This is a genomic window from Caminicella sporogenes DSM 14501, from assembly GCF_900142285.1.
Classification (GTDB): domain Bacteria; phylum Bacillota; class Clostridia; order Peptostreptococcales; family Caminicellaceae; genus Caminicella; species Caminicella sporogenes.
Genome location: NZ_FRAJ01000007.1, coordinates 67537 through 94049, shown reverse-complemented (window position 1 = coordinate 94049; position 26513 = coordinate 67537). Strand labels below are relative to the sequence as shown.

30 protein-coding genes are annotated in these 26513 nt (G+C 28.1%); 6 read left to right on the top strand and 24 right to left on the bottom strand.

The features are described from left to right. Positions 1-26: 26 nt before the first annotated feature. From aroF to BUA90_RS05220, 9 genes are all read right to left on the bottom strand, one after another. Positions 27-818: a 3-deoxy-7-phosphoheptulonate synthase gene (gene aroF / locus BUA90_RS05260; RefSeq protein ID WP_072966363.1), complete on the bottom strand. Its 792-nt coding sequence runs from the start codon at positions 816-818 to the stop codon at positions 27-29. Continuing rightward, positions 808-1293: a 2-amino-4-hydroxy-6-hydroxymethyldihydropteridine diphosphokinase gene (gene folK, locus BUA90_RS05255; RefSeq protein ID WP_072966361.1), complete on the bottom strand. Its 486-nt coding sequence runs from the start codon at positions 1291-1293 to the stop codon at positions 808-810. The genes aroF and folK overlap by 11 nt, the downstream gene beginning before the upstream one ends. After that, a complete protein-coding gene (gene folB, locus BUA90_RS05250; RefSeq protein ID WP_072966359.1) occupies positions 1286-1651 on the bottom strand; it encodes a dihydroneopterin aldolase in 366 nt (121 codons plus the stop codon). Before folB ends, folK begins: the two co-directional genes overlap by 8 nt. Before the next feature lie 3 nt (positions 1652-1654). Beyond that, positions 1655-2419 carry a dihydropteroate synthase gene (gene folP / locus BUA90_RS05245; RefSeq protein ID WP_072966459.1) on the bottom strand — a complete coding sequence of 255 codons (765 nt, stop codon included), beginning with the start codon at positions 2417-2419 and terminating at the stop codon, positions 1655-1657. A 100-nt stretch (positions 2420-2519) separates the two neighbouring features. Further along, positions 2520-3086 carry a GTP cyclohydrolase I FolE gene (folE, locus tag BUA90_RS05240; RefSeq protein WP_072966357.1) on the bottom strand — a complete coding sequence of 189 codons (567 nt, stop codon included), beginning with the start codon at positions 3084-3086 and terminating at the stop codon, positions 2520-2522. Positions 3087-3111: 25 nt separating this feature from the next. Further along, entirely contained in the window at positions 3112-3828 is a 717-nt protein-coding gene (locus tag BUA90_RS05235; RefSeq protein WP_072966356.1) for a hypothetical protein, read from the bottom strand. Between the two features lie 5 nt (positions 3829-3833). Further along, positions 3834-4643 (bottom strand): aminotransferase class IV, encoded by an 810-nt coding sequence (locus BUA90_RS05230; RefSeq protein WP_094756745.1) that lies wholly within the window; start codon positions 4641-4643, stop codon positions 3834-3836. 12 nt (positions 4644-4655) lie between these two features. Beyond that, positions 4656-6026 (bottom strand): aminodeoxychorismate synthase component I, encoded by a 1371-nt coding sequence (gene pabB, locus BUA90_RS05225; RefSeq protein WP_072966354.1) that lies wholly within the window; start codon positions 6024-6026, stop codon positions 4656-4658. Positions 6027-6033: 7 nt separating this feature from the next. Further along, positions 6034-6621 (bottom strand): anthranilate synthase component II, encoded by a 588-nt coding sequence (locus BUA90_RS05220; RefSeq protein ID WP_072966352.1) that lies wholly within the window; start codon positions 6619-6621, stop codon positions 6034-6036. A 336-nt stretch (positions 6622-6957) separates the two neighbouring features. On the opposite strand from BUA90_RS05220, the gene BUA90_RS05215 reads away from it, so the two are divergent. Beyond that, a complete protein-coding gene (locus BUA90_RS05215; RefSeq protein WP_072966350.1) occupies positions 6958-7797 on the top strand; it encodes a TIM barrel protein in 840 nt (279 codons plus the stop codon). A 125-nt stretch (positions 7798-7922) separates the two neighbouring features. Here the strand turns inward: BUA90_RS05215 and BUA90_RS05210 are convergent, their stop codons facing one another. Next, positions 7923-8306, bottom strand: coding sequence for a NusG domain II-containing protein (locus tag BUA90_RS05210; RefSeq protein ID WP_072966349.1), 384 nt, complete (start codon positions 8304-8306; stop codon positions 7923-7925). Positions 8307-8459: 153 nt separating this feature from the next. Here BUA90_RS05210 and BUA90_RS05205 point away from each other — a divergent pair, with 153 nt between their 5' ends. Then, positions 8460-9521: an FAD:protein FMN transferase gene (locus BUA90_RS05205; RefSeq protein ID WP_072966348.1), complete on the top strand. Its 1062-nt coding sequence runs from the start codon at positions 8460-8462 to the stop codon at positions 9519-9521. Between the two features lie 59 nt (positions 9522-9580). Here BUA90_RS05205 and BUA90_RS05200 read toward each other — a convergent pair whose 3' ends face one another. From BUA90_RS05200 to BUA90_RS05190, 3 genes are all read right to left on the bottom strand, one after another. Next, positions 9581-9997 (bottom strand): EamA family transporter, encoded by a 417-nt coding sequence (locus tag BUA90_RS05200; RefSeq protein ID WP_072966456.1) that lies wholly within the window; start codon positions 9995-9997, stop codon positions 9581-9583. Between the two features lie 69 nt (positions 9998-10066). Beyond that, positions 10067-10615 (bottom strand): Holliday junction resolvase RecU, encoded by a 549-nt coding sequence (locus tag BUA90_RS05195; protein WP_072966347.1) that lies wholly within the window; start codon positions 10613-10615, stop codon positions 10067-10069. A gap of 210 nt (positions 10616-10825) precedes the next feature. After that, positions 10826-11068, bottom strand: coding sequence for a hypothetical protein (locus BUA90_RS05190; protein WP_072966346.1), 243 nt, complete (start codon positions 11066-11068; stop codon positions 10826-10828). Positions 11069-11184: 116 nt separating this feature from the next. On the opposite strand from BUA90_RS05190, the gene BUA90_RS05185 reads away from it, so the two are divergent. Next, positions 11185-11805: an NUDIX hydrolase gene (locus BUA90_RS05185; RefSeq protein WP_072966345.1), complete on the top strand. Its 621-nt coding sequence runs from the start codon at positions 11185-11187 to the stop codon at positions 11803-11805. Between the two features lie 99 nt (positions 11806-11904). On the opposite strand, the gene BUA90_RS05180 is transcribed toward BUA90_RS05185, so the two are convergent. Further along, positions 11905-12267 (bottom strand): hypothetical protein, encoded by a 363-nt coding sequence (locus BUA90_RS05180; protein ID WP_072966344.1) that lies wholly within the window; start codon positions 12265-12267, stop codon positions 11905-11907. Positions 12268-12501: 234 nt separating this feature from the next. On the opposite strand from BUA90_RS05180, the gene BUA90_RS05175 reads away from it, so the two are divergent. The 3 genes from BUA90_RS05175 (at position 12502) to feoB (ending at position 15914) form a co-directional block, all read left to right on the top strand. After that, positions 12502-13227: an HAD family hydrolase gene (locus tag BUA90_RS05175; RefSeq protein ID WP_094756744.1), complete on the top strand. Its 726-nt coding sequence runs from the start codon at positions 12502-12504 to the stop codon at positions 13225-13227. Between the two features lie 582 nt (positions 13228-13809). Further along, the gene (locus BUA90_RS05170) at positions 13810-14028 is read left to right on the top strand and encodes a FeoA family protein (protein WP_072966342.1); all 219 of its coding nucleotides are present in this window, start codon (positions 13810-13812) and stop codon (positions 14026-14028) included. 26 nt (positions 14029-14054) lie between these two features. Beyond that, positions 14055-15914 (top strand): ferrous iron transport protein B, encoded by a 1860-nt coding sequence (feoB, locus tag BUA90_RS05165; RefSeq protein WP_072966341.1) that lies wholly within the window; start codon positions 14055-14057, stop codon positions 15912-15914. 51 nt (positions 15915-15965) lie between these two features. Here the strand turns inward: feoB and panD are convergent, their stop codons facing one another. The 10 genes from panD to nagE form a co-directional block, all read right to left on the bottom strand. Further along, positions 15966-16349 (bottom strand): aspartate 1-decarboxylase, encoded by a 384-nt coding sequence (gene panD / locus BUA90_RS05160; RefSeq protein ID WP_072966340.1) that lies wholly within the window; start codon positions 16347-16349, stop codon positions 15966-15968. Further along, entirely contained in the window at positions 16350-17201 is an 852-nt protein-coding gene (panC, locus tag BUA90_RS05155; RefSeq protein ID WP_072966339.1) for a pantoate--beta-alanine ligase, read from the bottom strand. A 27-nt stretch (positions 17202-17228) separates the two neighbouring features. Further along, complete coding sequence (panB, locus tag BUA90_RS05150) at positions 17229-18065, bottom strand: 3-methyl-2-oxobutanoate hydroxymethyltransferase (RefSeq protein ID WP_072966337.1); 837 nt, start codon at positions 18063-18065, stop codon at positions 17229-17231. Positions 18066-18068: 3 nt separating this feature from the next. Next, the gene (locus BUA90_RS05145; protein ID WP_159429999.1) at positions 18069-18935 is read right to left on the bottom strand and encodes a Rossmann-like and DUF2520 domain-containing protein; all 867 of its coding nucleotides are present in this window, start codon (positions 18933-18935) and stop codon (positions 18069-18071) included. Positions 18936-19387: 452 nt separating this feature from the next. Beyond that, a complete protein-coding gene (locus BUA90_RS05140; protein ID WP_072966335.1) occupies positions 19388-20656 on the bottom strand; it encodes a dicarboxylate/amino acid:cation symporter in 1269 nt (422 codons plus the stop codon). Between the two features lie 131 nt (positions 20657-20787). Then, positions 20788-21678 (bottom strand): response regulator, encoded by an 891-nt coding sequence (locus BUA90_RS05135; protein ID WP_072966332.1) that lies wholly within the window; start codon positions 21676-21678, stop codon positions 20788-20790. Further along, on the bottom strand, positions 21675-22988 hold the full coding sequence (locus tag BUA90_RS05130; protein ID WP_072966330.1) for an ATP-binding protein: 1314 nt from the start codon (positions 22986-22988) through the stop codon (positions 21675-21677). The genes BUA90_RS05135 and BUA90_RS05130 overlap by 4 nt, the downstream gene beginning before the upstream one ends. A 158-nt stretch (positions 22989-23146) precedes the next feature. After that, a complete protein-coding gene (gene nagB, locus BUA90_RS05125) occupies positions 23147-23872 on the bottom strand; it encodes a glucosamine-6-phosphate deaminase (RefSeq protein ID WP_072966329.1) in 726 nt (241 codons plus the stop codon). An 18-nt stretch (positions 23873-23890) separates the two neighbouring features. Beyond that, the gene (gene nagA, locus BUA90_RS05120; RefSeq protein ID WP_072966327.1) at positions 23891-25045 is read right to left on the bottom strand and encodes an N-acetylglucosamine-6-phosphate deacetylase; all 1155 of its coding nucleotides are present in this window, start codon (positions 25043-25045) and stop codon (positions 23891-23893) included. A 66-nt stretch (positions 25046-25111) separates the two neighbouring features. Beyond that, positions 25112-26503: an N-acetylglucosamine-specific PTS transporter subunit IIBC gene (gene nagE, locus BUA90_RS05115; RefSeq protein ID WP_094756742.1), complete on the bottom strand. Its 1392-nt coding sequence runs from the start codon at positions 26501-26503 to the stop codon at positions 25112-25114. Positions 26504-26513 lie beyond the last annotated feature (10 nt).

The window sequence follows — 26513 nt, the reverse complement described above, 5'->3', positions numbered from 1 at the left end:
CTAGCCTTATCAAAATTTTAATGGAGCTAGTTTGTAATTTCCTTTAATGCCTCAACGACTTCTTTATATTGGTCTGGCGTTAATGACTGAAAACCATCACTTAAAGCATTCTTTGGATTGTTATGTACTTCTATCATTACTCCATTAGCACCACAAGCTACAGCTGCTCTTGACATAGGAAGTATTAACTCTCTAATTCCAGTACCATGACTCGGGTCTACTATAATAGGTAGACCTGTTTCCCTTTGCATAATAGGTACTGCTGCCAAATCCAACGTATTCCTCGTATAATTCTGAAAAGTCCTTATACCTCTTTCACATAGTATTATATTTTTATTCCCACAAGACGCTATGTATTCAGCAGCTAATACCCATTCTTTTATAGTTGCACTCATTCCCCTTTTTAATAAAACAGGCTTATCTATCTGTCCTACTTTTTTAAGAAGAGGATAATTATACATATTTCTTGAACCAATTTGAATTATATCGCTATATTCTGCAACTGCCTCTAAATTTTCTTCGTCCATCAGCTCTGTTATGATAGGAACACCTATCTTTTCTCCAGCTTCTCTTAAATATTCCAATCCCTTTAATCCAAGTCCCTGAAAAGAATAAGGACTAGTTCTCGGCTTAAATACTCCACCTCTTAAAATATCAACACCAATTTCTTTAAGCCTTAAAGCAATCTCTAAAACCTGCTCTCTTGATTCAACAGCACATGGTCCTGCAATTAAAATAGGACTATCATTCTCTCCTATATTCAATTTGCCAACCTTTACTATAATTTTTTCTCCAGTCAACACTATCTTATCTTCCATACTCTATCTTCCTTATTCCCTCTTTTTTTAAACTTTTTAATATCAAACTTATATGTTGTCCGCTTATTTTAATATCTGGAGCTATCTCATAAAGAGGCACTAATACAAATGCTCTTTCCGTCATTCTTGGATGAGGTATAGTTAATTTTTCATCATTCGATATTAAATCATCATAAAGTAAAATATCTATATCAATTGTTCTCGGACCCCACCTTATAATTCTCTTTCTCTTTAGCATTTGCTCTATTTTACTGCAATATTCAAAAAGGTCGTAAGGCAAAAGAGCAGTTTCTATTTCTATTACAATGTTTAAAAAATAATCTTGATTAGTATATCCTACTGGCTCTGTTTCATAATAAGATGATATTTTGATAACATTAATATTATCATGTTTTTTTAAAAGGTCAATAGCTTTGTCCAAGTTTTCTTTCTTATTTCCCAAATTACTTCCTAAACTCAAAAATACTCTAGCCATGCCTTTTTCTCCTTATCTCTACTCCAAAGTAATCATAAATCCCATTAACAGGTGCTTCAGGTTTTTTTATAGTAACAGAAACTTCTCGAACCTTTTTATATTCCAATAAAATATTTTGTGCAATATTTTCAGCTAAAGCTTCTATCAACTTGAATTTTTTATTTGTTACTATATTTTTTACTTTATCATATATTTCTGCATAATTTACAGTATCAGCTACGTCATCAGTCTTTCCTGCTCTTTTTAAATCACAAAATATTTCTATATCTATAAAAAATTTTTGTCCAAGAATATTCTCCTCTTTTAAAACACCATGATAACCATAAAATGCTAAATTTCTCATTATTATTTTATCCATATATTATCTACCCCTAACAATTGCATCTGTAACCTTTGCTGCTCTTAAATTTTCTTTTATATCATGAACTCTTATAATATCTATCCCATGAATTATTCCCATAACAGTAGTAGCTATAGTTCCCTCTACTCTTTCTTTTGCTGGTAAATCAAGTATTTTTCCAATCATAGATTTTCTAGATGTTCCAAGTAGTATAGGATAACCTAAATCATTTAATTCTCCCAATCTAGACATAACAAGCATATTTTGCTCAGGAGTTTTGCCAAATCCTATACCCGGGTCTAAAATAATATTTTCTTTCTTTATTCCAGCTTTTAATGCAATATCTATTGAAGTCTTTAAAAATTCACTTATTTCTTCCATAATATCTTTTTCATACTCTGTATTATTTTTATTATGCATAACAATTACCGGCACACCATATTTTGCTACTACAAAAGCCATATTTTTATCCCTTTGTAGCCCCCATACATCATTGATAATATGTGCACCTGCCCTTAATACTTTATCAGCAACAACAGCTTTATAAGTATCCACTGAAATAGGCACATTTACTTCTTTTACTAATCTCTCTACAACAGGTAAAACCCTTCTCAATTCTTCATCAGCATCAACTTCTACAGCTCCCGGCCTAGTCGATTCACCACCTATATCTATTATATCAGCACCATCTTCTACCATTTTTTTAGCATGATTAACTGCCTTTTCTACATCTACAAACTCTCCACCATCTGAAAAAGAATCAGGAGTAACATTCAATATTCCCATGATGTAAGTTCTATTTCCTAAATTCAATTCATGTTTACCGCATTTTAAATTTATTTTCCTATGGAGTCTGTAATTTATATTTCTCACAAAATTACCTCCCCTATCTTCCAAAATTAATTAATGCCATAGCTTCTGCCCTAGCTTTTGCATCTTTATTGAAAAGTCCTCTAACTGCTGATGTAACAGTTTTAGAACCCGGTTTTTTAACTCCTCTCATAGTCATACACATATGTTCAGCTTCAACAACTACAATTACACCATAAGGTTCTAGCTTGTCCACTAAAATATCTGCTATAGTAGCTGTTAATCTCTCCTGCAATTGCGGTCTTCTTGCAACTGTTTCTACTACCCTTGCCAATTTACTTAAACCTGTTAATTTCCCATTTTTAGGCAAATATCCTACGTGAGCTTTCCCAAAAAACGGCACTAAATGGTGTTCACACATAGAATAAAATGGTATGTCCTTAACCAATACTAATTCTTCATGTTTTTCTTCTTGAAAATATATTTCAAGGTGTTTTCCCGGATCCTCATTTAATCCTGAAAAAATTTCTTCATACATTCTAGCTATTCTCTTAGGTGTATCTTTTAATCCTTCTCTTTCAGGATTTTCGCCTATTGCTTCAAGTATCTCTCTTACAGCTCTTTCTATTCTCTCTTTATCCACTTAATATCCACCTTTCTAAAATACTTTATTTTAATAGAAATTTCCCTCTATTCCAATATTTTAAATATCCTCCAAAAGGTTTTAATACATAATCTAATATTTCCAGTAATATAGTTATTTTTTTATTTATACTATTTTCTTGTAAAAATTCTTTACAGACAGAAAATAAATCTAAATCTAACTTTTCTATCTCTCTTAAAATTTTTTTATCTTTAGGTATCCATATCCTATTCAACTTAAAATACGATATTAAAATACTTTTAAATAAGTTATTCACTAAAAAACAAGCAGTTATTTCATCATCTAACCTAGTTAATATATCTTCATAATCTTTAAAAAGCTTAAATCTGATATAGTCTAATTCTTCTCTCCTTATAGGTTCAGGACCTAATATATATATCCTTTTAATCTCATCTAAAAGTTTATCGATTTTTGTACCAATATTGTATATACATTTATAATTGCTAAGTGCAGTTATTATTAAACTATTCTTTTCTAATATACTTTTTTTTAATAAATCCAGCGACATATATGATATATCAAAACTTACTCCATCTATATCTACAACTTCTCTTTCAAAACAATTTCTATCTTTTGTTATAATAAATAAATCTATATCATTTAGCAAATAAAAATTTTCAAATTCCGTTTTTGCTCCTGCACCTATCAGCAGTACACAATAAACATTTTCTTTTAAAATTATTTCTTTAACTTTTTTATTAAATACATCAATTACTTCCATCATTTTCACCTATATAAATTTTGCAATTCTTTCATTAATAATCTCGTAATTTTATTATTCTTCAAATTAATCTTTCTACCTTCTATTTCTGACACAGGCATAATATCCATAAGTGAATTAGTTAAAAAGATTTCATCTGCCTCATATAACATATCTTTTTCGTACTCACCAAAATTAATTTTAATATTTAAATTTTGAACTATTTCTATAACTTTATCTCTTACTATCCCCTCTAAAATACCACATTTTAAAGAAGGAGTATATATCTCTTTATCCTTAATAAAAAAAATATTTGAAACTGTTCCTTCGCAAATTTTATCATAAACATTTAAAAATAATGCTTCATTATATCCCCTATCATGTGCCTTTTTTCTAGCTAATATATTTTCAATATAATTATTCGACTTAACTTTGACTATCGGAGAATATGGATTTCTTTTAATATTTGAAAAACATAGCTTAAATCCTTTATCATAGATATCCTCGGTATAAATATTATTTCTTACTGTAATCAAAATATAATAGCTCTCATTATTCTTTAAATACGATATTCTTATAGCTCCAAACTTTAATTCGTTAGCTTTTATAATTTCCTCACAACTCATTTTTATATTTTTAATATCCAGCATAAAATCTAAATCTATTAATTTACATCCAGCCTTCATTCTATTTATATGTTCATCAAAAAAATACATTTTTCCTCTGCACACTTTTATCGTTTCAAATAAACCATATCCATATAAAATAGACTCACTCATTGAAGAAATATTAATTTTTTCATCATTAATAATTTTTCCATCAAAAAATACATACATAAACTTACTCCCTTAACTATTTAATGCTCTCATTAAAGCTTTTGCTTTATGAAGACTTTCTTCATATTCAAGTTCTGGGTCAGAATCCCATACTATTCCTCCACCTACTTGAAAATAAGCTTTATTATCTTTACACACTATAGTTCTTATAACTATATTCAAATCTGCATCTCCATTAAAACCTATATAACCTATTGACCCTGTATATACATTCCTCTGAGTTGGTTCTAATTCATCTATTATTTCCATAGCACGAATTTTAGGAGCTCCAGTTATAGAACCTCCGGGAAAAGTAGCTTTTAAAACATCTATAATATCACTATCTTCCTTCATTTCTCCAATAATTGTAGAAACCAAATGATATACTGTAGCATATTCTTCTAAGTGAAAAAGTTCTGTTACCTTTACAGTTCCAGTTTTCGATATTTTTCCCAAATCATTTCTTTCAAGGTCTACTATCATTAGCAGTTCAGCTTTATCTTTCTCACTTGACAAAAGTTCTTCTCTATTTCTTTTATCTTCCTCAGTTGTTTTTCCTCTCGGTCTAGTTCCTTTTATAGGTCTTGTTTCAATTATCCTATCCTTTATTTTTATAAATCTTTCAGGAGAACTGCTCACTATATATCCCTCTCCAAAATCAATAAAACTTGCAAATGGAGCAGGATTGATATTTCTAAGTTTTGCATAGAGTTCATAAGGAGTCATATCTAACTCACATTCAAATCTTTGAGTAAAATTAGCTTGATAAATATCTCCAGCCCTTATATAATCTTTAATTTTATTTACAGCTTTTATGTAATCATCTCTTGTAAAGTTTGATATAAATTTTTTCTCTTTACTAGATTTTAATTCAAAATCTACTACTTTTCCATTCTCAATTTTCTGAAATATTTCATCTACAACTTTATTTGCATCATCTTTAATTCCTAAAGAAGCAATGTATACTCTATTATTTTTATGGTCAATGATTACTACCCCATCATAAAAACCTAAAAAACAATCTGGAATTTTAATATCATCTACTGCTGTCCTAGGAAATTTTTCTATATGATGACATAAATCATAACTAAAATAGCCTACAGCACCACCTACAAAAGGTAAATCCGTATTATAATCTATTTTATATTCAGCCAATAACTCTTTAAGTTTATCAAGTGGATTACCTTTTATATTAATTGTCTTATCTTTTTTGATAATTTGTATATCATCACTTTTACTTTTAAAAACTAAAAACGGGTCAAAACCAATAAAAGAATACTGTCCAAGCTTTTCATAATCCATACCACTATCAAGAAAAAAACTATAACTTTTATCTTTAAAGATAGAATATATATCAAAACTATTAAGCTCTGTCTTTATTTCTTTTATTAAAACTTTCTTCATATACCGCTCACCTGCTTACCTTAAAATCTTTTGCTGACTTTAAAAAATTTTCCAAAAGTTCCATACCCATTTCAGTCAATATAGCTTCTGGATGAAATTGAACTCCCTCAATTAAATATTCTTTATGCCTTATTCCCATTATCTCTCCTTCAGATGTCTCTGCTGTTATTTCAAAACAATCAGGCAGCGAAACCTTATCTACAATTAATGAATGGTATCTAGTTACATTTAACGGATTTTTAAGTCCTCTAAAAACTCCTTTATTATTATGTATAATTGGATAAACTTTCCCATGTACCGGTCTAACTGCTTTTAAAATTTTTGCTCCAAAAACTTGTCCAATAGTCTGATGTCCCAAACAAATACCTAAAATAGGTATTTGTCCTTTAAACTTTTTAACTAAATCTATACAAATTCCTGCCTCATTTGGAGTACATGGACCGGGAGATAAAACTATCATATCTGGAGCAATTTTTTCTATCTCTTTTAAGGTTATTTCATCATTTCTATATACCAATACTTCTTCTTTAAGACATTCTAAATACTGTACTAGATTATAAGTAAATGAATCATAATTGTCTATCATTAAAATCAATTAAATCTCCCCTTTGTAAGCTACATGTTTAAGATTTTAATCATTTCAAATAATTTTTTATAACTCTTAAACAATTTCTATATAACACTTACAGCTTTATTTTAACATTTTTAGCTTTATATTTGCTAGAAATTTGTTTTATATTTAAATTGAAATTTTAAAAATCTATATTTTATCAATAGTTTTTATATCCATTATTAAACACTAATAACAATAAATTTTAGCTTCTTAACATATAAAAATTTTTTCGTACTTTTTATTGTTGGTTCTTGGTATAAAAAACTCATTATTTTATAATATACATAACTCATCTCAACTAAATAAAGGAGGCATTCTATGAAACTAGGTTTCACTTTTGACGAAAAAATACTTGATAAAATTAAATTTCAAGATTTAATTTTTAAAGCTAAAAAAACAAATATATCGAGTATTGAATTAAGTCCTGATAAAAATGTTTTACCCATTGATACTTATGTCGAAATCTCCTCTTACTGTAAAAAGTTAAATATAGATGTAAATTTTCATATTCCTTATTTTGCACATGATTATCTATATGAAATAATGAATTTTAAGGAATATAAAAAAGATTTAATAAAAAAATACGAAGAATTTCTTTATATTGTAGAAAAAATTCAAAATAAAACTTGTAATATTCCTATAATAGTTATACATGGAGCTAAATATATTAATCCTGAAAAATTTAATGAAGGAATGTATAATACTTTAATCTTTTTAGATTGGATACTCAATTTTATTGAAAAGAAAAACATATCAATAAAACTTGCCTTAGAAACTTTAAGTAAAAATACAGAAAGAACTATTGGAGATACTAGAAAAGAGGTAATTGAAATAATGAAAAAATTTAAAAGCAATTTACTTGGTATATGTTGGGATATAAGTCATGATTCTACAAATTATTACCCGGGAAAAGTTCCCTTTGATGATGAATTTTATAAACATATTTTTTATTGTCATATTCATGGAGTAAATATAGCTAAATCAATATCTCATATATCAATACAAAAAAGTACAATTGATTTTTCTAAAAGCATTAATCATTTAAAACAAAACAAATTTGAAGGTATAATAAATTTAGAATTGCTTACAAAGTTTTGTGGAAAAAGTTATTTAGATGACTTATTTAACGATATAAATTATCTGCAAAACATTCTTTAAAATTAAATACATTTTTAATACTGTATAGGCTATAAGTTGCTATTTAAAACATAATATTTTAAAAAACAAAAATGCATAGGCTGAATTCACAGTTCAAATCCTATGCTTTTATTATTTATATTTATTTAATATGAAATTTCATCTACTTCCGCTTTTAAGGCTTTTTTGCCTTTTATTTCAATAACCAATTTGTGCGGAAGACATACAAGCATTTCACCCGGTTTTTCAATTGGTCCATCCTTAACACATATTTTATCTCTACAATCTGCTTCTATAATAGATACTTTTCCCTTTTCAATTTTTACTACATTCGTACCTAAATCAGTTTTTATTGTAAACACTTTTTGATTATCATTATTTAATGGCATAGTCTTGAAAATCTTTCCATCTACTTTTATCTCTACATACTTTTCATAAAAATTTTTATTAAATCTTGTTTTGAATATCTGCAAAGAAGTCAGAGAAACTATAATAACTAAAGCTATTATAAATACATCTAAACGCTTCATAACTTATTTCCTCTCTTCTATTAATTTTTATTACCTACTCATATAAATTTTATCACAAGCTCAGTTTTTGCTTCAATAAACTACTTATTTATTTTTACTTATGGTATAATTTAAATGATTTTAATACCATTTATTTTTTACGGAGGATTTTATATGAAAAATTATAATAAATATAAAAAAAATTTTATGATTTTATTATCTATATTCCTAACCTTAATAATATTTTCATCTTGCACAATAAATAAAATCAATTCAAATATACAGCTAACTTCAAGAACTGGTTTCTTTTTAGGAACTGTTGTTACTATTAAACTTTATGACAATAAAAATACTGAAAACATACTCGATTTAGCATTTGACAAAATTAAAGAAATTGAAAAGAAAATGACTATAAATGCTGAAAATAGCGAAGTAATAAAAATAAACTCTTTTGCCGGTAAAAATTTCGTTAAAGTATCCAATGATACCTTTTATGTCATAAAAAAAGGAAAATCTTATTCCCAGCTTTCTAAAGGTAGATTTGATATATCCATAGGTCCTATAGTTAAACTTTGGAATATCGGTACAGAAAATGCTCGTGTACCATCTCAATCAGAAATAAATTCTAAATTAGATTTAGTAAATTACAACGATATAATTCTCGATGAATCAAAAAAAAGCATTATGCTAAAAAAAGAAGGAATGATTTTAGACCTCGGTGGAATTGCTAAAGGTTATGCAGCTGATACCATAGTAGAAATTTTAAAAAAACATAACATTAAAAGTGCAATAATAGACCTCGGCGGAAACATATTTGCATATGGAAATAAACCTGATGGAAGTAAATGGAATATAGCTATTCAAAATCCTTTTTCTTCAAGAGGCAATTATATAGGTATAGTAAGTGTTAAAAACAAAGCTGTTGTTACTTCTGGAATTTATGAAAGATTTTTAGAAAAAAATGGCAAGAGATACCATCATATTTTAGACCCAAAAACTGGATACCCTGTTGAAAACAATCTTGCAAGTGTATCAATAATAGCAGATAAATCAATAGACGCTGACTCACTATCTACTTCTGCCTTTGCTTTGGGGCTTGAAAAAGGATTAGATTTTATTGAACATATAAAAAACACAGAAGCTATATTTGTTACAAAAAACTCTAAAATTTATATAACTTCAGGATTAAAAAATAACTTCAAATTAAGTAATAATGAATTTAATTTAATGAATTAAAAAAATTAGGAGTTTGATTTTAACTATTAAATAAGTAAATAGTTAAAGTCAGACTCCTTTTATTTCTTCATTAAAATAAATCCCAAAATACTAAGTACTATTCCTATAACATTTGTAACAGTTAACTTCTCTTTAAAAAACAATATTCCTATAAATATTAAAACTATAGTAGTAATAACATTTGTAAAAAAAGCTGCAACATTAATATTCCATCCACTTCTATATACTAATAAATATCCTATTTCTAATGCAAAAATAGAAATCCCCAATATATAACTTGCCCAATTTAATTCTTTAAATGAATTTATAATATTTTTACTTGGAAAAAAGAAAATTGAAAATAAAGATAAAATTAATGCAACTCCATAAGTTGCAATCATTGATACAATTGGATTCGCATTTTCATTGATAGATTTTTGACATATATGATAGAAAACAGAAGCTATAATTACTAGTATCATTGAAAAATGGTACATACTTAATTCCCTTTCTATCAAATAAATTTAGTACTTTCATCTCCTCAAATTTATTTTTAATACATTTTACTACAAATACTTAGCAAATTTATTTTTGTCAATATATTCCAAATATATATTTAAAGTATCTAAATAATGAAGTATTCCATTTTTAAACTCAATAATAAAATTCTTATCGAGTTCTAAATATGGAATAGATTTTCTTCCGCCATTAAAACTTTTTTCATAATAATAATCTATAACTTCTATAGGTATTAAAATAAATTCTCCATAATATTTAAAATGTACTATTAAAAAAGCTAAACCATTTTGTTTTCTTACTTTCTTCATATATTCAATTTGATGTAAATGTATATTTTGCAGTGGCAAACTCTTTTTCTCCGTTTCCTTTGCATCAAAAACTATAGGTATTCCTTGAACAATACCATAATAATCTACCGTTGATTTTTCTTCAAAAAAAGCTTTTTTTATTATAGAACTTTCTATTTCAATCACTTTAATAGGAACAGGCATTTTATTTACAACAGCTACTTCATGAAGCTCATAGTATTTATTAGTAGCATTTATTATATCTTCTGTAGCATCTCCTCTATGTCCAAGACTTCTCCAACTAGTCATCAAATCACCCTTTTAATAGTTCTAATATCACATATTTATATTACAACACCTATTTAACTTTTACAATCTAATCTATACTTAAACTATCAATAAGACAGTAATAAAAATTTTTTATGCCAAATTATAAATAAAATCTTTTATAACTTAATATTGTTACTTTTATATAAAAATTAATTATAAAATAAAAACAGTCCAGAAAATCTGAACTGTCTATACCTGCATATGATTTACTTTTACACCTTCTAAACTATCAAGTTCCTGCATCATATCATTTATTTTCTTCATATCAGCCCTCAAATTTAAAGTTATTAATCCCGTATTTACTTCTTCTGGGTCATGAATTCCAAATCTGCCTAAAATCATATCTCCATTTTTAGTCAATATTTCCTGCACTTTAGAAACTGAATTTGTTCTGTGGTCTATTCTTATACTCATTACACTAAGATTATCCATATTTTCACCTCCAGTATTTTTCTCATTGTATTTTAGACTAATTTATAATTATCTATACACAAAAAATAATAAAATGATATAATAATATATAATTTTTTAAAATTCGAGGTGATAATGTGAATATTGACTCAATATACAAAAAATTTAAAAATAGAAACATTAAACCTGAAGGTAGATGTATTGATTCTGCTGTACTAATCCCTATTATTGAAAGAAATAATAAACTGCATATTCTCTTTGAAATCCGCTCTAAAAAATTAAATACTCAGCCGGGAGAAATCTGCTTTCCGGGAGGTAAAATAGAAAAATATGAAACTCCTTTAGAATCATCAATACGAGAAACATGCGAAGAACTCAATATAGATAAATCAAATATAAAAATCATAGGACAAACAGACTACATATTAACTCCTTTTAACCTCATTATTTTTCCATTCATTGGACAAATAAAAAATATTGAATTTGATAATATAAATTTTAATAGTGATGAAGTTGACTCTATTTTTACAGTTCCACTCCAATATTTTTTAAATAATTCTCCAGATGTATACTATATAAAAACTAAACTGGAAATTTTTGAAGATTTCCCTTTTCACAAAATACAAAATGGTCGCTTTTATAATTTCAGGGTTGGAACATATCCTATTTATTTTTACGAATATAAAAACTATATAATCTGGGGAATAACAGCTAGAATTGTAAATAATTTTGTAAACATATTAAATAAAAACATATAATAAATTATAAGCTGTAAGTTCCATATTGTATTTTTAAATTCTTAAGTCCACAATTTATAAAAAATGTTTAAATTTCTTATTAAGTAAAATTTAACTATTTTAATCAACTATTTTTTTGTTAATTTCTTTTACTTCGACATTACTTTCATTTGTCAATACTTCAAGTTCTTCTACTACATACCCTGTCATATATTTTATTCTTATTCTAGAATCATCTACTTTATATAATTCAAATTCATCTACAATTTTTGCATTTAAAAATTCTTCATTAAATCGCCGTCTTAAATCATTCATCATAAAAATATCAAAATATTTTTCATCTCCTACCAATTTTGAAATTAAGCTTTTTATTTTATCATTTATATAAGAAACCCTTTTTAAATCAAAATTAAGTATTAAGTTTTCTATAATAAAACCTATTAGCATCGTAAAAAATAAAGCTATTAATATTGAATAAAACATAATTTCACCCCTTTTCATTTTAATTTAAAGTTTATAATTAACTTTTTAGGGGATAAATAAATTATCGAAAACTTTATATATAACTGCAAATATAACATTATAAATATATATTTTATATTATTATATTTATACCAAATTTGCCATTTATTTAAACCTTTATCGATTTATACAAAATAAATAAAACTGATAAATTACTTTATCTAGACATAATATACTTAAATGGAGGTGGTTTGTTTGTCAAAGATTGGAGCTTTTTTTGATATTGATGGTACATTATATAGAAATTCTTTAATGATTGAACATTTTAAAAAACTATTAAAATATGAAGTCATTGACCCTACCTTATGGCACAATCATGTCAAACATACATATGAAGATTGGGAAAAGAGAAGAGGTAATTATGACGATTATTTGCTAGAACTTGCTGAAATATATATAAAAACCTTAAAGGGATTAAATAAAAATGATATTGAATTTATCAATAAACAAGTGATAAATCTAAAAGGCGATAAAGTTTATAGATATACAAGGGCAAGAATCTATTGGCATAAATCTCAAAATCACAAAGTTTTTTTTATTTCTGGTAGTCCAAATTATTTAGTAGAAAAAATGGCTAAAAAATATGAAATACAAGATTATAGGGGTTCAGAATACCTTGTAGATGAAAATGGCAACTTTACCGGAGAAATTATACAAATGTGGGATTCTGAAAGCAAACATAAAGCAATCTTAGAATTTGCAGAAAAATACGATATAGACTTAAATAAAAGTTATGCTTACGGAGATACGCATGGAGATTTATCAATGTTAAAATTGACCAGACACCCCATAGCAATAAATCCTACAAAAGAATTGTTGCAAAGCATAAAAAAAGACAGTAATTTAATGAAAAAAATTACAATTATTGTTGAAAGAAAAGACGTAATTTACAAACTCAATGGCGACGTTGAAATCTTATAGATAAAAAAATAACACCCAAAGGTGCAATTTATTCCTATAGCATTTTTATGAAGGATGGTAAAAGTTTTAAGCTTTACTAATGTATTCTAGTTAAATAATAAAAATCCTTCTTATCTTGCTAGAAATTTTTCAATGTTTTTAATTTTTCTTTCAAATTTTCCTTTTATTTATATCATAATAAAAATAAAAAATGAAAAACTATAATTAATAAGAACTATTTTAAAAATATCTTTATAAAAATATAATTTGAAATTAACACTTTAAATATAAAATTTATATAAATTGGAGGAATTAAAATGAAAATCTATAAAAAAATATTAATATTTGTTTTATGTTTATCTCTAGTTCTACCTATTATTCCAATTAAATCATTTATTCAAAATTCAAATAAAACTTTAGTTATCAATTACAAACAAAATAATAAAACTATTCATAAAATATCCTATTTAAACTACTTAAATAGGATATTTTTCTTTCTAACATTGACATTCATTATCATTTAGTGTATTCTATTCTTAGTTTAATATTTTTTACCCTTTACTGATAATGATTATCATTGATGCTAATGAGGAGGTTTTTAATATGACTTTAGATCTTGCAAATAGAGGTCAAAAAATAGAAATTGTAAATATACCTGATCCAAATATAAGGGTTCAAGCTATAAGATTAGGAATTTATGAAGGTTCTAAATTAATTTGTTCTGAAAAAATACCTGCTGGACCAATTATACTGCAAAATAGAATGCAGGAAATTGCAATAGGAAGAAATCTTGCCAAAAAAATCAAAATAAAACTAATCTAATTATATAATTTAAGGGAGGCTAAAATATGAACAGCCATAATCCAGCTGCAATAATGAATGTACCAAAAAACTCAAAAAAAATTGCTTTGGCAGGAAATCCAAATGTCGGTAAATCTGTATTTTTTAATTACTTAACTGGTCTTTATGTAGACGTTTCAAATTTCCCCGGCACTACCATAGATATTAGTACCGGAAAATTAGGTGAAGACATTGTCATGGATACACCGGGTGTATATGGCGTATCCTCTTTTAATGATGAAGAAAAAGTTGCTCGTGATATTATCCTTTATGCTGATGTTGTTTTAAATGTTGTCGATGCAGTTCATTTAGACAGAGATTTATTTCTAACTCAACAAATCATAGATATGGGAAAACCTGTTGTAGTAGCTCTTAATATGATGGATGATGTAAAACGCAATGGTATAAAAATAGATATAGATTTATTATCTAAAGAATTAGGTGTTGAAGTTATTCCAACAACAGCCATCAAAGGTGAAGGTTTAGACAAAGTTAAAGATGCTTTAAAAAGAGCAAAAGTTGGAAATAGAATAAAAGAAGTCAAAGATATCATAGATAAAGTAATAGATAAAGTTGATACTGAATCTGAAGCTTTACTTTTAGCAGAAGAAGATGAAAATATCATATCTAGACATAACATAAAAGAATATGAAAATTATAGAGAATATATATATAAACTTAGAAGAAATAGAGTAGATGAAATAGTTGAAAAAGTAATATCTGAAACTAATGAAAATGCTTCTTTTAGAATTAAACTTGGAAGGCTTATGCTAAGACCTATTACTGGAATACCTATACTTCTACTGACTTTGTACTTGATGTATCAAGCTATAGGGGTTTTTATAGCTCAAACTGTAGTAGGTGTAACTGAAGAAATAATTATGGGTGGATATTATTATAACTTCATAATGAATTCTATCGGTAAATTTATAAACAGTTCTACTCTGATAGGCCAATTATTAATTGGTGATTTCGGACTTATTACTATGGTTCCTATATATATTCTTGGACTTTTACTACCTTTAGTTGTTGGTTTTTATTTCTTTTTATCTCTTATGGAAGATTCAGGTTATTTACCTAGAATAGCTGCATTAGTTGACAGGCTGTTAACTTCATTAGGTCTAAATGGCAGAGCTATTATACCTATGATATTAGGATTTGGATGCGTTACAATGGCTACTATAACTACTAGACTTTTAGGTTCAAAAAGGGAAAAATTTATTGCTACCATGCTTTTGGGACTAGCCATTCCATGTTCAGCACAACTTGGAATTATAATGGGACTTATAGCACCACTAGGTATCAAAGCATTTTTAATCTATTCTCTTACAATATTTACCGTATTTGTATTAACAGGTACACTGCTCAATAAATTTATGCCCGGTGAATCAACTGACCTTCTAATTGATTTACCACCTCTTAGATTGCCAAAATTATCAAATGTACTCAAAAAAACTTATACTAAATCTGTAATGTTTCTAAAAGAAGCTACTCCTCTATTTGCTTTAGGCGGAGTTATAGTTACTCTTATGCAGTTTACAGGAATATTAAACGGTATTGCAAATGCACTTGCTCCTTTTACAGAAGGATTTTTAAAACTTCCTCCAATGGTAGCACAAGCATTTATTATGGGTATAGTTAGAAGAGACTTTGGAGCTGCTGGACTTAATGCTCTTGCATCTCAAGGATTACTAAACAGTGGACAAATTATAGTTTCATTAGTTGCAATTACTTTATTCGTTCCATGTATAGCAGCTATAATGGTCGTATTTAAAGAAAGAAGTCCTTTGGAATCAGCTTTAATTTGGTTTGGAAGTTTTATCATTTCATTCTTGACAGCAGGAATTTTAGCACAATTTATTGTATAATAAAAGCACCTTGTTTAAAGGTGCTTTTTATATATTTAAAACTATGAAAATTTATTTTATATCACCATGCTTTTCTGCTTCAGCTTTTTCAATTATTTTATTGTTTTCATCTACAAACACTATCTTAGGTTTTAAATTTCTTGCTTCTTCTTCATTTACCCAACAATATGCTATGATTATCACATTATCACCCGGCTGAACTAATCTTGCCGCAGCACCATTTAAACATATAATTCCACTATCAGCTGGTCCTTCTATTACATATGTTTCTAATCTAGCTCCATTATGATTATTTACTATTTGTACTCTTTCACCCGGCAAAATTCCAGCTGCTTCCATTAAAGTTTTGTCAATAGTAATACTTCCTACATAATTTAAATTTGCTTCTGTTACTGTTGCCCTATGAATTTTAGATTTAAACATATTTATTAACATTTACTTTACCTCCAAACGTATATTGTCAAGTAATCTTGCCCTTCCAAACTTAACAGCCAATGCAATAAGTACATCTCCTTTTATCTCATTTAAATATTTCAAACTTTTTGCATCAACTATCTCTACATAATCTATATTTGCCAGCGGTTCTGATTTTATGTTATTAATAATAAAATCTCTAATTTTTGTTGAATTTCTCTCTCCATTTTTTATCATTTCTTCTGCCTTAAATAAAGTCTTTGACAATATTAATGCAGCTTTCCTTTCTTCCTTACTTAAATACGTATTTCTTGAACTCATTGCTAAACCATCTTTTTCTCTTACTATCGGACAGGGCACTATTTTTACATCAAAATTCAAGTCTCTAACCATCTGCTCTATAACTGCTACTTGCTGAGCATCTTTTTGTCCAAAATATGCTCTATCAGGAGTTACTATATTAAACAATTTCGATACTACTGTTGTAACCCCTTTAAAATGTCCCGGTCTTGAAATTCCGCAGAGTTTTTTAGTAAGCTCTCCTTCTATTTCCACATAAGTACTGTAACCTTCAGGATACATTTCTTCAGCAGTAGGATTAAAAATCACATCTGCACCAGCTTCTTCAGAAAGTCGGCTATCTCTTTCCAAATCTCTTGGATAACTTTCTAAGTCTTCCTCTGGACCAAATTGAGTTGGATTTACAAATATGCTTACAACTACAAAATCATTTTCTTCTCTTGCCTTTTTTATCAGTGAAAGATGTCCTTCATGTAAAAAACCCATAGTTGGAACAAATCCAATCGACTTGCCACTTCTTCTGGCAGCTTTAACTTCTTCTCTAATTTCTTTTATAGTGTGTATAATCTTCATTATCTGTCCTCCTCAATTGACAGCTGATTAATAAAGTTTTTCCAAAATACTTTCATCTATCCCAAATGTATGTTCATCAGATGGAAAAATTCCTTCTTTCATTTCTTTGATATAATTTTGAGTAGCATTTTTAATATCTTCGCACAGACTTGCATACTTTTTAACAAATTTTGGAGTAAAATCTGTATACATTCCAAGCATATCCTGTGTTACTAAAACTTGTCCATCACAATACTTTCCTGCTCCAATACCAATAGTAGGTATATCAAGTTTTTCTGTTATTATCCTTGCTAATTTTTCTGGAACACATTCTAAAACTACTGCAAATACTCCTGCTTCTTGAAGCATTAATGCTTCTTCAATTATTCTCTTAGCTTGCTTTTCAGTTTTTCCCTGAACTTTAAAACCTCCAAACACATTTATAGACTGTGGTGTCAAACCTAAATGTCCCATTACAGGTATTTGTGCTTTTACTATTGCCTTTATCTTATCTATTACTTCCATGCAACCTTCAAGTTTAACTGCATGAGCATTTCCTTCTTGAATTATCCTACCAGCATTTCTAATTGTATCTTCGATACTTACATGATAAGATAAAAAGGGCATATCTCCAATTACCATTGCTCTTTTTGCTCCCCTTGCAACAGCTCTACAATGATGTATTATATCATCAACAGTTACTTGAAGAGTATTTTCATATCCAAGCATAACCATTCCCAACGAATCGCCAACAAGTAAACTGTCTACTCCCGCTTCATCCAAAAGTTTTGCAGTTGAATAATCATAAGCTGTAAGCATAGAAATTTTTTCACCTTTTTGTTTAGCCTTTAAAAAAGAACTAACTGTAAATTTCTTATTTGCCATATCTTACACCTCTTTTAAAATATTTTGTAAAATTTTTACCTTTTCATCATCTCTTAATTTTTCTCTTTTGGCTAAATCTAAAGTCATTAAACCAAGAGTTTTGTAGACTTTAAGTTTATCTGGAATAATTTTTCTAAAAGATTCTAAATGTTTATTTACTGTATCTATATCTCCTCTTGCTATAGGTCCAGTAAGTGCCTTTTCTGTTCCCAAATCATAAATATTCTTGATAGTACCTTCTATTAATGGATATAGAGCTTTATACCCCTCCTTTTCTTCAATTCCTATACTCTTCATAAGTGAAAGTCCATAATCAATCAATGCAACTAAATAATTTGATACAACACAAGCTGCTGCATGATAGATACTTTTCTGCTCTGAGTTTATTTTAAAATAATTATTACCTGTTATTTTTAACATATTCTCTAACACACATATTTTTTCAGCATCTCCTTCAATACTAAAAACTGTATTTTCTAAATCTCTTACTGCTTTATCAACATCTGCAAAAGCCTGAAGCGGATGCATTGAATATATAAAACATCCTTTTGCCTTTGCTCTGCCTAAAATAGTCGAAGAAGATGCTCCACTCATGTGCACTAAAATTTGACCATTATGCAGTATATCTTTTTCTACTAATAATTTACATACTCTTTGAATTTCATCATCATTAGTCGTTATAAATACTATTTCTGATTCTTTAGTCAAATCCTCTAAATTTTTAAAAGCTTTACTATTAGTTAAACTAGCTCCTTTTAAAGATGAGTTAAATGTTTTGCTGAAATATCCTACTACATTAAAGCCTTTTTTGTATAAATAAGCTCCAAAAGCTTTTCCCACTTTACCTGCCCCTATAAACCCTATTCTCACAATTTCACATCCCAAATATAAATTTTATTTGTTCTAAATTACATGTTATAAGTTATAAGTCCGAAACTTCAGCTTTCAAACTCTTAATTTGTAATTCTTCAGCTTGCATGATTTTACTTTGTTTAAAACCTATAATTTCTCACAGAAAATATTGATTATTTAGCAAAATAAAATATCCTTTCTAAGCCTTAAAATAAGCATAGAAAGGACCATACCAAAAAACCCTTCAGAGCACAAGGCTAAGAAGGGGTATTTTAACATACCTTCTGTCTCGGTCCATAGCAAAGGCTCAGAGCAGATTAAAAAATAATATTAAATTTTTTTATATAAAATTTTTCTGGTATAGTTCCCAAAGGATACTATCCAAGTTCATTTTAACATAACCTATATTGATACACAAACTTTTTTTGCAAAATATTAAAGCGGCTTTTCAGCCGCTTTAATATTTCAAACTACACTATTGATTTATCAACATTTTCTGCATTATAAATATCCTCATTTAATTCTCCTTCTTGCTTAGCTATTATTACTGTACAAGCAGCATCACCTGTAATATTAATAGCAGTTCTACACATATCTAAAATTCTGTCTATACCCATTATAATAGCTATACCTTCAACTGGAATACCTACTTGAGTAAGTACCATTGAAAGCATTATAAGTCCAACTCCGGGCACACCTGCAGTTCCTATTGATGCAAGTGTAGCAGTTAAAATAACAGTTAAAAAGTTTTGTAAAGTAAGGTCTATACCATATGCTTGAGCGAGGAATACAGTGGCAACACCTTGCATTATAGCCGTTCCATCCATGTTAATAGTAGCACCAAGAGGTAGTGTAAAAGAAGCTATTGATTTTGGAACTCCAAGTCTTTCTTCTGCTGTTTCCAATGTAACAGGAAGTGTTGAAGAAGAACTTGCAGTTGAAAATGCTACCATCATAGCAGGTGAGAAATTTTTGAAGAATTTTATTGGGTTTAACTTTGTAAAGGCAACTAATAAACCTTGATATGTTACAAGAGCATGAATAAGCAGAGCACCAAGAACACATAACATATATGCAGCTAATGGCTTCATAGCACCATATCCAAGTTCTGTAAATGTCTTAGCAACTAAAGCAAATACTCCATATGGAGCAAGTTTCATTATCATCATAACGAGTTTAAGTATAACTTCATTGAATGCTTCAAAACCTTCTCTAACTTTTGTAGCTTTGTCTCCAAGAGCTGTCATTGATGTACCTAAAAGAACTGAAAATACTATAATTTGAAGCATTTTACCATTTGCTAAAGCGCTAATTGGATTTTTAGGTACCATGTCTATTAATACATCAACAAGTTTTGGAGCTTCTTTTGCAGTAAACTGTGCATCATTTGGCAAATCAAATCCAACACCTGGTTTTACAACAGTAGCCAATGTAATTGCAATAGTAATAGCTACAGCAGTTGTAACTAAATAAAATCCGAGAGTTTTTGAACCTATCCTACCAAGTTTTTTAATGTCTCCAACTGAAGCAGCTCCTACAGTTATTGAAACAAATACTAACGGTACAACCATCATTTTAATCGAATTGATAAATACTTTACCTACTAAATGAAATAAAAATCCAACAATATAATTACTAATAAATGTATTTTCTTTTATTGGATGAAGAATTAAACCTAAAATTATACCTGTAATAAGTCCAATAAATATCTTACTAGTAAGCCCCATTTTCTTTTTCATAATACTAACAACCCCCTTAATTAATTTTTAATATAACATTATTATATTCACCTCACTACATTTTACTACGTTTATCTACCTAAACCTACACAGAAATATTTGAAAATTTGTTCAATTGATATTTTCTTAACTTAATTATTCAAATGACTGATGATACCTTCTATAAACTTTTTAACATTTATTTTTCCTCTATTTTTTGATTTTTCTCTTATATAATCCATTTCATTCTTTACTTCTTTAAAGTCAAATAATGAAGTTGAATACTTTTCAAATTTCATATTACCATAATCTTCTATACCAATACTTGCTATATTTTCTAAGGCAGATTGAATTATTCTCCTTATCCTCTGTTCTAAAGCTTTTATAGAAACAAATTCTTTTTTTTCTTCCATATATTTTTTATTTAATCTCTTATACATATCACTAATTTTATAATTATGTATTGATGTAGATAATTCTCTTCTTTCTTCTATAATCATTTCTATAATATACAATAAATCATTACTTCCTGCTTCTCCTAAAATCCCCAAATCTGAAAATATCTTGACTATTTCGGCTTTATATTCTTTATTGGTTTCTTTGTTTTCAAAAATAAAATTTAATTTTTCTCTCTCAAGAGTCTTTCCTATCATCGAAAGAACCTGCCTCAATTTCAAATTTTCCACTACTTTTTCAATAACCGAAATAACTTCTATTACATTTATTGGCTTATTTATGTAATACTCTATACCACTTTTATACGCCTCAGCTATCATATCCTTCGATGCAACTTGTGAAATCATAATAAATTGTATATTTGATTTCTTCTCTTTAATTTTTTTCACTATTTCTATTCCATCTATAGATGGCAATAACAAATCAACTAAAACTACATCTGGAACAATATCTATTATTTCTTCTATTGCAGTATCTCCATCAGAAGACTCTCCAATCACATATCCGAGATTATAATCATCTATAATATTTGTTAATATCCTCCTTATACTAAGGTCATCATCTACTATATAGAAAGCCGGTTTCAACTCTTATCCCCCTCCATTATCAAATTCTTTTTAGGAATATAAATAAAAAATTGTGTTCCTTTACCTTTTTCAGATTCAACCTTTATTTTCCCTTTATAATGATTTTCCAAAATATGTTTGACATGAGCAAGTCCCAACCCTGTAGACATACGACCTGTTTTTATATCAAACTTTGTAGAAAACCCGGGTTCAAAAATAACATCAATGTCCTTTTCATCTATACCTTCACCATTATCTATTAATTGAAAAAGTACATAATCCTCTTCAACTTTTTGAATGATTTTAATAAATCCTTCTCCTTTTATTGCATCTATCGAATTATTAATTAAGTTATTAAGTATAGTTATTAACGGATAATATTCATATATCATAAAATCATCTGAATAATCAATAAAAACGTATATATTTTTCCCTAGTGACCTTATCACTCTAATAGTATTATCATAGAGTATTTTAAATATGGTAGATAACCTAATTGAATTATTTTCTTCAGCATTAGGCAGTAATCTTTCTATTCCCAATAATACTCTCTGATTATCTTTTTTTATTTCATGTATATCCTTTGTTAAATTAAGTATTCTCCTTTTTAATTTTTCAAAATAATCTTTATCTACATCTTCATTTGCTTTTTTTAATTCAGTATAAATTAAATAACTTTTTTCCATAGCTTGTTCTATATCCTTCATTGTTTTTCTTAAAAGAAAAAGTTCTGCTTTCATATTTGCAGTTAAAAGTAAAAGACTCCTATATCTCATTTCATGCTCTTCTTTAAGAATAAGCATATTGTAGGCTTTAGCTCCTGAAAATAACACTAAAGAAATAGTAGCTCTTGTAAAACCAGCTATAAATAAACTCGTCAGTATAATTTCTATAGATGTTTTGGTAAATTCCTGCCTTACCGCAGCCTCAAGAATATTTGAAACAATATCTGAAATACCTACTAAAAAAATAAAAAATACAGGTCGTTTCTTATAATCTCTTATATGAAGTTCAAATAAAGCAATTCCAAAAGCTATATAAAATATTGCTGATGGAAAATGCTTTGAAAAAATATTTGTTATTTCTGCTGAAGTTAAACAAGTCAATTGAAAAACATCTATAAAAAATCTAAATATAAATACTGATATAGATGTACAAAGTGTAGTTAGTATTATTGATATATCATCAAATTTAATCAATAAAAAAGTGAGAATTGCTATACCAATTGATAATCTAAAATCAGAATTAAAAGGATTTAAATAAACTTGTCCCATTAAAGCAGTAGTTACAGCAACTATCAGTATCTTTTTAACCCTATATTTATCTTTCAATTACTACACTTCCTTTCAAGCATGTACATTCACAAACATATATATTTATCTGTCTATTCTTCATTTATCGGATTAATCCTTTTTTCTTTTTTTAATTTACAATATAAAAAGCACTGACATTTTTTATCAGTGCTTTTTATCATAAACTCTGCTCTAATTTATAACAACGAAGCAGCTTCTTTATCTATTATTAACGTTACATCTGGATGCAGTTGTAATACTGAAGCTGGTACTTTTGGAGTTATTTTACCATTTACTGTTTTGTAAATTGCCTCAGCTTTTTCCTTTCCAGACGCTAAAAGTATTATTTTCCTTGCATTCATTATAGTCTTTATACCCATACTTATAGCCATTGTAGGTACTTCTTCTATTGAATTAAAAAATCTTGAATTTGCTTTTATTGTATCTTCATCTAATCTTACCAAATGCGTCTTAGCTTCAAATTTTAAATCTGGTTCATTAAAACCGATATGTCCATTTCTACCTATTCCAAGAACTTGTAAATCTATACCACCTAACTCTTCTATTTTTTTCTCGTATTCTTCACACTCAATTTCTAAATCTTCTGCCATACCATTTGGTATATTTATATTTTCTCTTTTTATATTTACATGTTTAAATAAATTTTCCATCATATAATAATTATAACTCTGTGGATTATCCTTTTCCAATCCATAATATTCATCTAAATTAAATGTTTTAACATTTTTAAAATCTACATATCCATCTTTATATAACTTTACAAGCTGTCTATACATTCCCTTTGGAGTATCCCCTGTAGCTAGTCCTATTACACTTTCTGGCTTTAATATTATTTGACTTGCTACCATATTTGCTGCCTTCTTACTCATTTCATCATAATCTTTTACAATTAATATTTTCATTGTAAAACCCTCCGCATATTATTTTTTATATAATATATTTCCTTCTACTACTGTAAGATATATGTCAAAATTCTTATCAAAAACTACTATATCAGCATCTTTACCTTCATGTAGACTTCCCTTTTTATCATCTATACCTATTACTCTAGCTGGATTTATAGTTGCCAATTTTATTACATTTTGTATATTTATATCTGTGTGCTCCATAAAATTTTTGACTGCACTATTCATTGTAAGTACACTACCAGCTAAAGTATTATTTTCAAGCCTCGCCTGTCCATCCTTTACAATTACTTTTTGTCCTCCTAATTCATATATACCCTCTTTCATAGCTCCTGCCCTCATAGAATCTGTTATAAGAATTATTTTATCTATACCTTTTGTTTTTAATAACAATTGGAAAATAGCAGGATGAACATGAATTTTATCTGCTATAATTTCACAAGTAACATCACTATTTAATACAGCTCCTACTACACCGGGCATCCTATGATGCATAGGAGACATCGCATTAAATATATGTGTACCATGTGAAATTCCTTCTTTTATTGAATTTATACATTCTTCATATGTGGCATTTGAATGTCCTACAGACAGTACTATATTCTCTCCAGTTTCCTTTATCTTTTTTATAAACTTAAATTCTATATCCATTTCTGGTGCTAAAGTAATTATTTTTATAATATCTGTATAACCCTTAACAAAATCATAACCTGGCCTTACTATATACTTAGCATTTTGTGCTCCTTTATATTTTTCACTTATAAAAGGACCTTCTAAATGAGCACCTAACACTTTTGCTCCTTTAAAATCTGTATTCACAGCTTTTCTTACAGTATCAAGCACACCATATATAACTTTTTTACTCATAGTCATAGTAGTAGCTAAAAAACTCGTAACACCTGTCTTTACAAGTGTTCTACTTATATTCTCTATTGAATTTAAAGTCCCATCCATCGTATCACTACCACCTGCTCCATGAATATGAATATCTATAAATCCCGGAGATATATAATTACCATTAACATCTATCAGATGGATAGACTCATACTCTATTAAATCTTCTTTATCTGCTATTTTTAATATTTTGTCTTTAAATATCAACACTTTATCCTCTAAAACATTTTCTCCAAGTATTATTTTTCCATTAGTCAAACCATATACTGTATTCATACTTCCATCCCTTCCTTATAAAATGGCATGATGACTCACCATCAGTCACCATGCCATTTTTTACTATTAAGCCTCATTTTTTATTTTTTTAATATGTTTTTTCATCGCATCAGCTATTATTTCAGCTTTTGTACCTACTACTACCTGTATATTTTTACTGTTCGGTCTAATTACACCAGAAGCTCCCAATTTCTTCAATTCATTATCATCTACTATTGAATTATCTTTAAGTGTTAATCTCAACCTAGTTATACAGGCATCTATTTCCTCTAAATTATCTATACCGCCTAACTTTTCTATATAAGCCACTGCAATATTAGATAATTCTTTATTTTCCATATTTCCAGCTGTTAAATCTCCTTCATCATCCATTCTACCGGGTGTAGGTAAATCTAATTTTTTTATTGCATATACGAAAACTATATAATATATTATTCCAAATACAATACCAATAGGTATAATCAACCAACCTTTTGTAGATAACCCCATATTTAAAAAGTAGTCAATAGCTCCAGCTGAAAATGTAAATCCATGCTTAATTCCCAACATATAAACTACAGCCATAGATACACCTGTTAAAATAGCATGTGTTATATAAAGTACTGGTGCAAGAAACATAAAGATAAACTCTACTGGTTCAGTAATACCTGTTAAGAAAGATGTAAGTGCAACACTTATCATTGCTCCAGCTATTGCCTTTCTATTTTCCTTTTTAGCCATCTTAATCATAGCAAAAGCTGCTGCTGGAAGAGCAAACATAAATATCGGGAAAAATCCTGCCATAAATGAACCTGCTGTTGGGTCACCAGCAAAAAATCTGCTTAAATCTCCCGTCTTACCATTATATTCCCCAAATACAAACCAAACAAAACTATTCATGACATGGTGTAATCCAACCGGTATTAACAATCTATTTAAAAATCCAAATGCAAATACTCCTAAAACTCCAGCTTTTATAATCCATTCACCTGTTGCATGAATTCCGCTTTGAATAGGCGGCCAAATATAACCAAATATTAGTGCTAATAAAACACTTATAGTAGCCGTAATAATTGGTACAAATCTCTTTCCTCCAAAAAAGCCTAACCAATCTGGTAGTTTAATATCATGAAACTTATTATACATGACTCCAGCTACAATACCCGATATAATTCCTGCAAGAACACTCATATTTATATCTTTGTTTATTGTTACAACTGCATTTGTAAGAACTAAATATCCAACTGCTCCAGCTAAACCTGCCGCTCCGGCATTATCAAATGCCAAACCTACTGCTACACCTATTGCAAATAATAATGCAAGATTTGAAAATATAGCATCTCCAGCTTTCATAATAAATGGAATATTAAATACATCAGGAGCTCCTAACCTAAGCAGTAAACCAGCTGCTGGTAAAACTGCTACTGGAAGCATTAAAGCCTTACCAATTTTTTGAATTTTGCCAAACGACTTTTTCACTTTTAAAATC

Bases quoted from the DNA above. Each gene is read 5' to 3' on its own strand.
- aroF (WP_072966363.1), bottom strand. From the start codon at position 818: ATGGAAGATAAGATAGTGTTGACTGGAGAAAAAATTATAGTAAAGGTT.
- folK (WP_072966361.1), bottom strand. From the start codon at position 1,293: ATGGCTAGAGTATTTTTGAGTTTAGGAAGTAATTTGGGAAATAAGAAA.
- folB (WP_072966359.1), bottom strand. From the start codon at position 1,651: ATGGATAAAATAATAATGAGAAATTTAGCATTTTATGGTTATCATGGT.
- folP (WP_072966459.1), bottom strand. From the start codon at position 2,419: ATGGGAATATTGAATGTTACTCCTGATTCTTTTTCAGATGGTGGAGAG.
- BUA90_RS05235 (WP_072966356.1), bottom strand. From the start codon at position 3,828: ATGGAAGTAATTGATGTATTTAATAAAAAAGTTAAAGAAATAATTTTA.
- BUA90_RS05230 (WP_094756745.1), bottom strand. From the start codon at position 4,643: ATGTATGTATTTTTTGATGGAAAAATTATTAATGATGAAAAAATTAAT.
- pabB (WP_072966354.1), bottom strand. From the start codon at position 6,026: ATGAAGAAAGTTTTAATAAAAGAAATAAAGACAGAGCTTAATAGTTTT.
- BUA90_RS05215 (WP_072966350.1), top strand. From the start codon at position 6,958: ATGAAACTAGGTTTCACTTTTGACGAAAAAATACTTGATAAAATTAAA.
- BUA90_RS05210 (WP_072966349.1), bottom strand. From the start codon at position 8,306: ATGAAGCGTTTAGATGTATTTATAATAGCTTTAGTTATTATAGTTTCT.
- BUA90_RS05205 (WP_072966348.1), top strand. From the start codon at position 8,460: ATGAAAAATTATAATAAATATAAAAAAAATTTTATGATTTTATTATCT.
- BUA90_RS05200 (WP_072966456.1), bottom strand. From the start codon at position 9,997: ATGTACCATTTTTCAATGATACTAGTAATTATAGCTTCTGTTTTCTAT.
- BUA90_RS05195 (WP_072966347.1), bottom strand. From the start codon at position 10,615: ATGACTAGTTGGAGAAGTCTTGGACATAGAGGAGATGCTACAGAAGAT.
- BUA90_RS05190 (WP_072966346.1), bottom strand. From the start codon at position 11,068: ATGGATAATCTTAGTGTAATGAGTATAAGAATAGACCACAGAACAAAT.
- BUA90_RS05180 (WP_072966344.1), bottom strand. From the start codon at position 12,267: ATGTTTTATTCAATATTAATAGCTTTATTTTTTACGATGCTAATAGGT.
- BUA90_RS05170 (WP_072966342.1), top strand. From the start codon at position 13,810: ATGACTTTAGATCTTGCAAATAGAGGTCAAAAAATAGAAATTGTAAAT.
- feoB (WP_072966341.1), top strand. From the start codon at position 14,055: ATGAACAGCCATAATCCAGCTGCAATAATGAATGTACCAAAAAACTCA.
- panD (WP_072966340.1), bottom strand. From the start codon at position 16,349: ATGTTAATAAATATGTTTAAATCTAAAATTCATAGGGCAACAGTAACA.
- panC (WP_072966339.1), bottom strand. From the start codon at position 17,201: ATGAAGATTATACACACTATAAAAGAAATTAGAGAAGAAGTTAAAGCT.
- panB (WP_072966337.1), bottom strand. From the start codon at position 18,065: ATGGCAAATAAGAAATTTACAGTTAGTTCTTTTTTAAAGGCTAAACAA.
- BUA90_RS05140 (WP_072966335.1), bottom strand. From the start codon at position 20,656: ATGAAAAAGAAAATGGGGCTTACTAGTAAGATATTTATTGGACTTATT.
- nagB (WP_072966329.1), bottom strand. From the start codon at position 23,872: ATGAAAATATTAATTGTAAAAGATTATGATGAAATGAGTAAGAAGGCA.
- nagA (WP_072966327.1), bottom strand. From the start codon at position 25,045: ATGAATACAGTATATGGTTTGACTAATGGAAAAATAATACTTGGAGAA.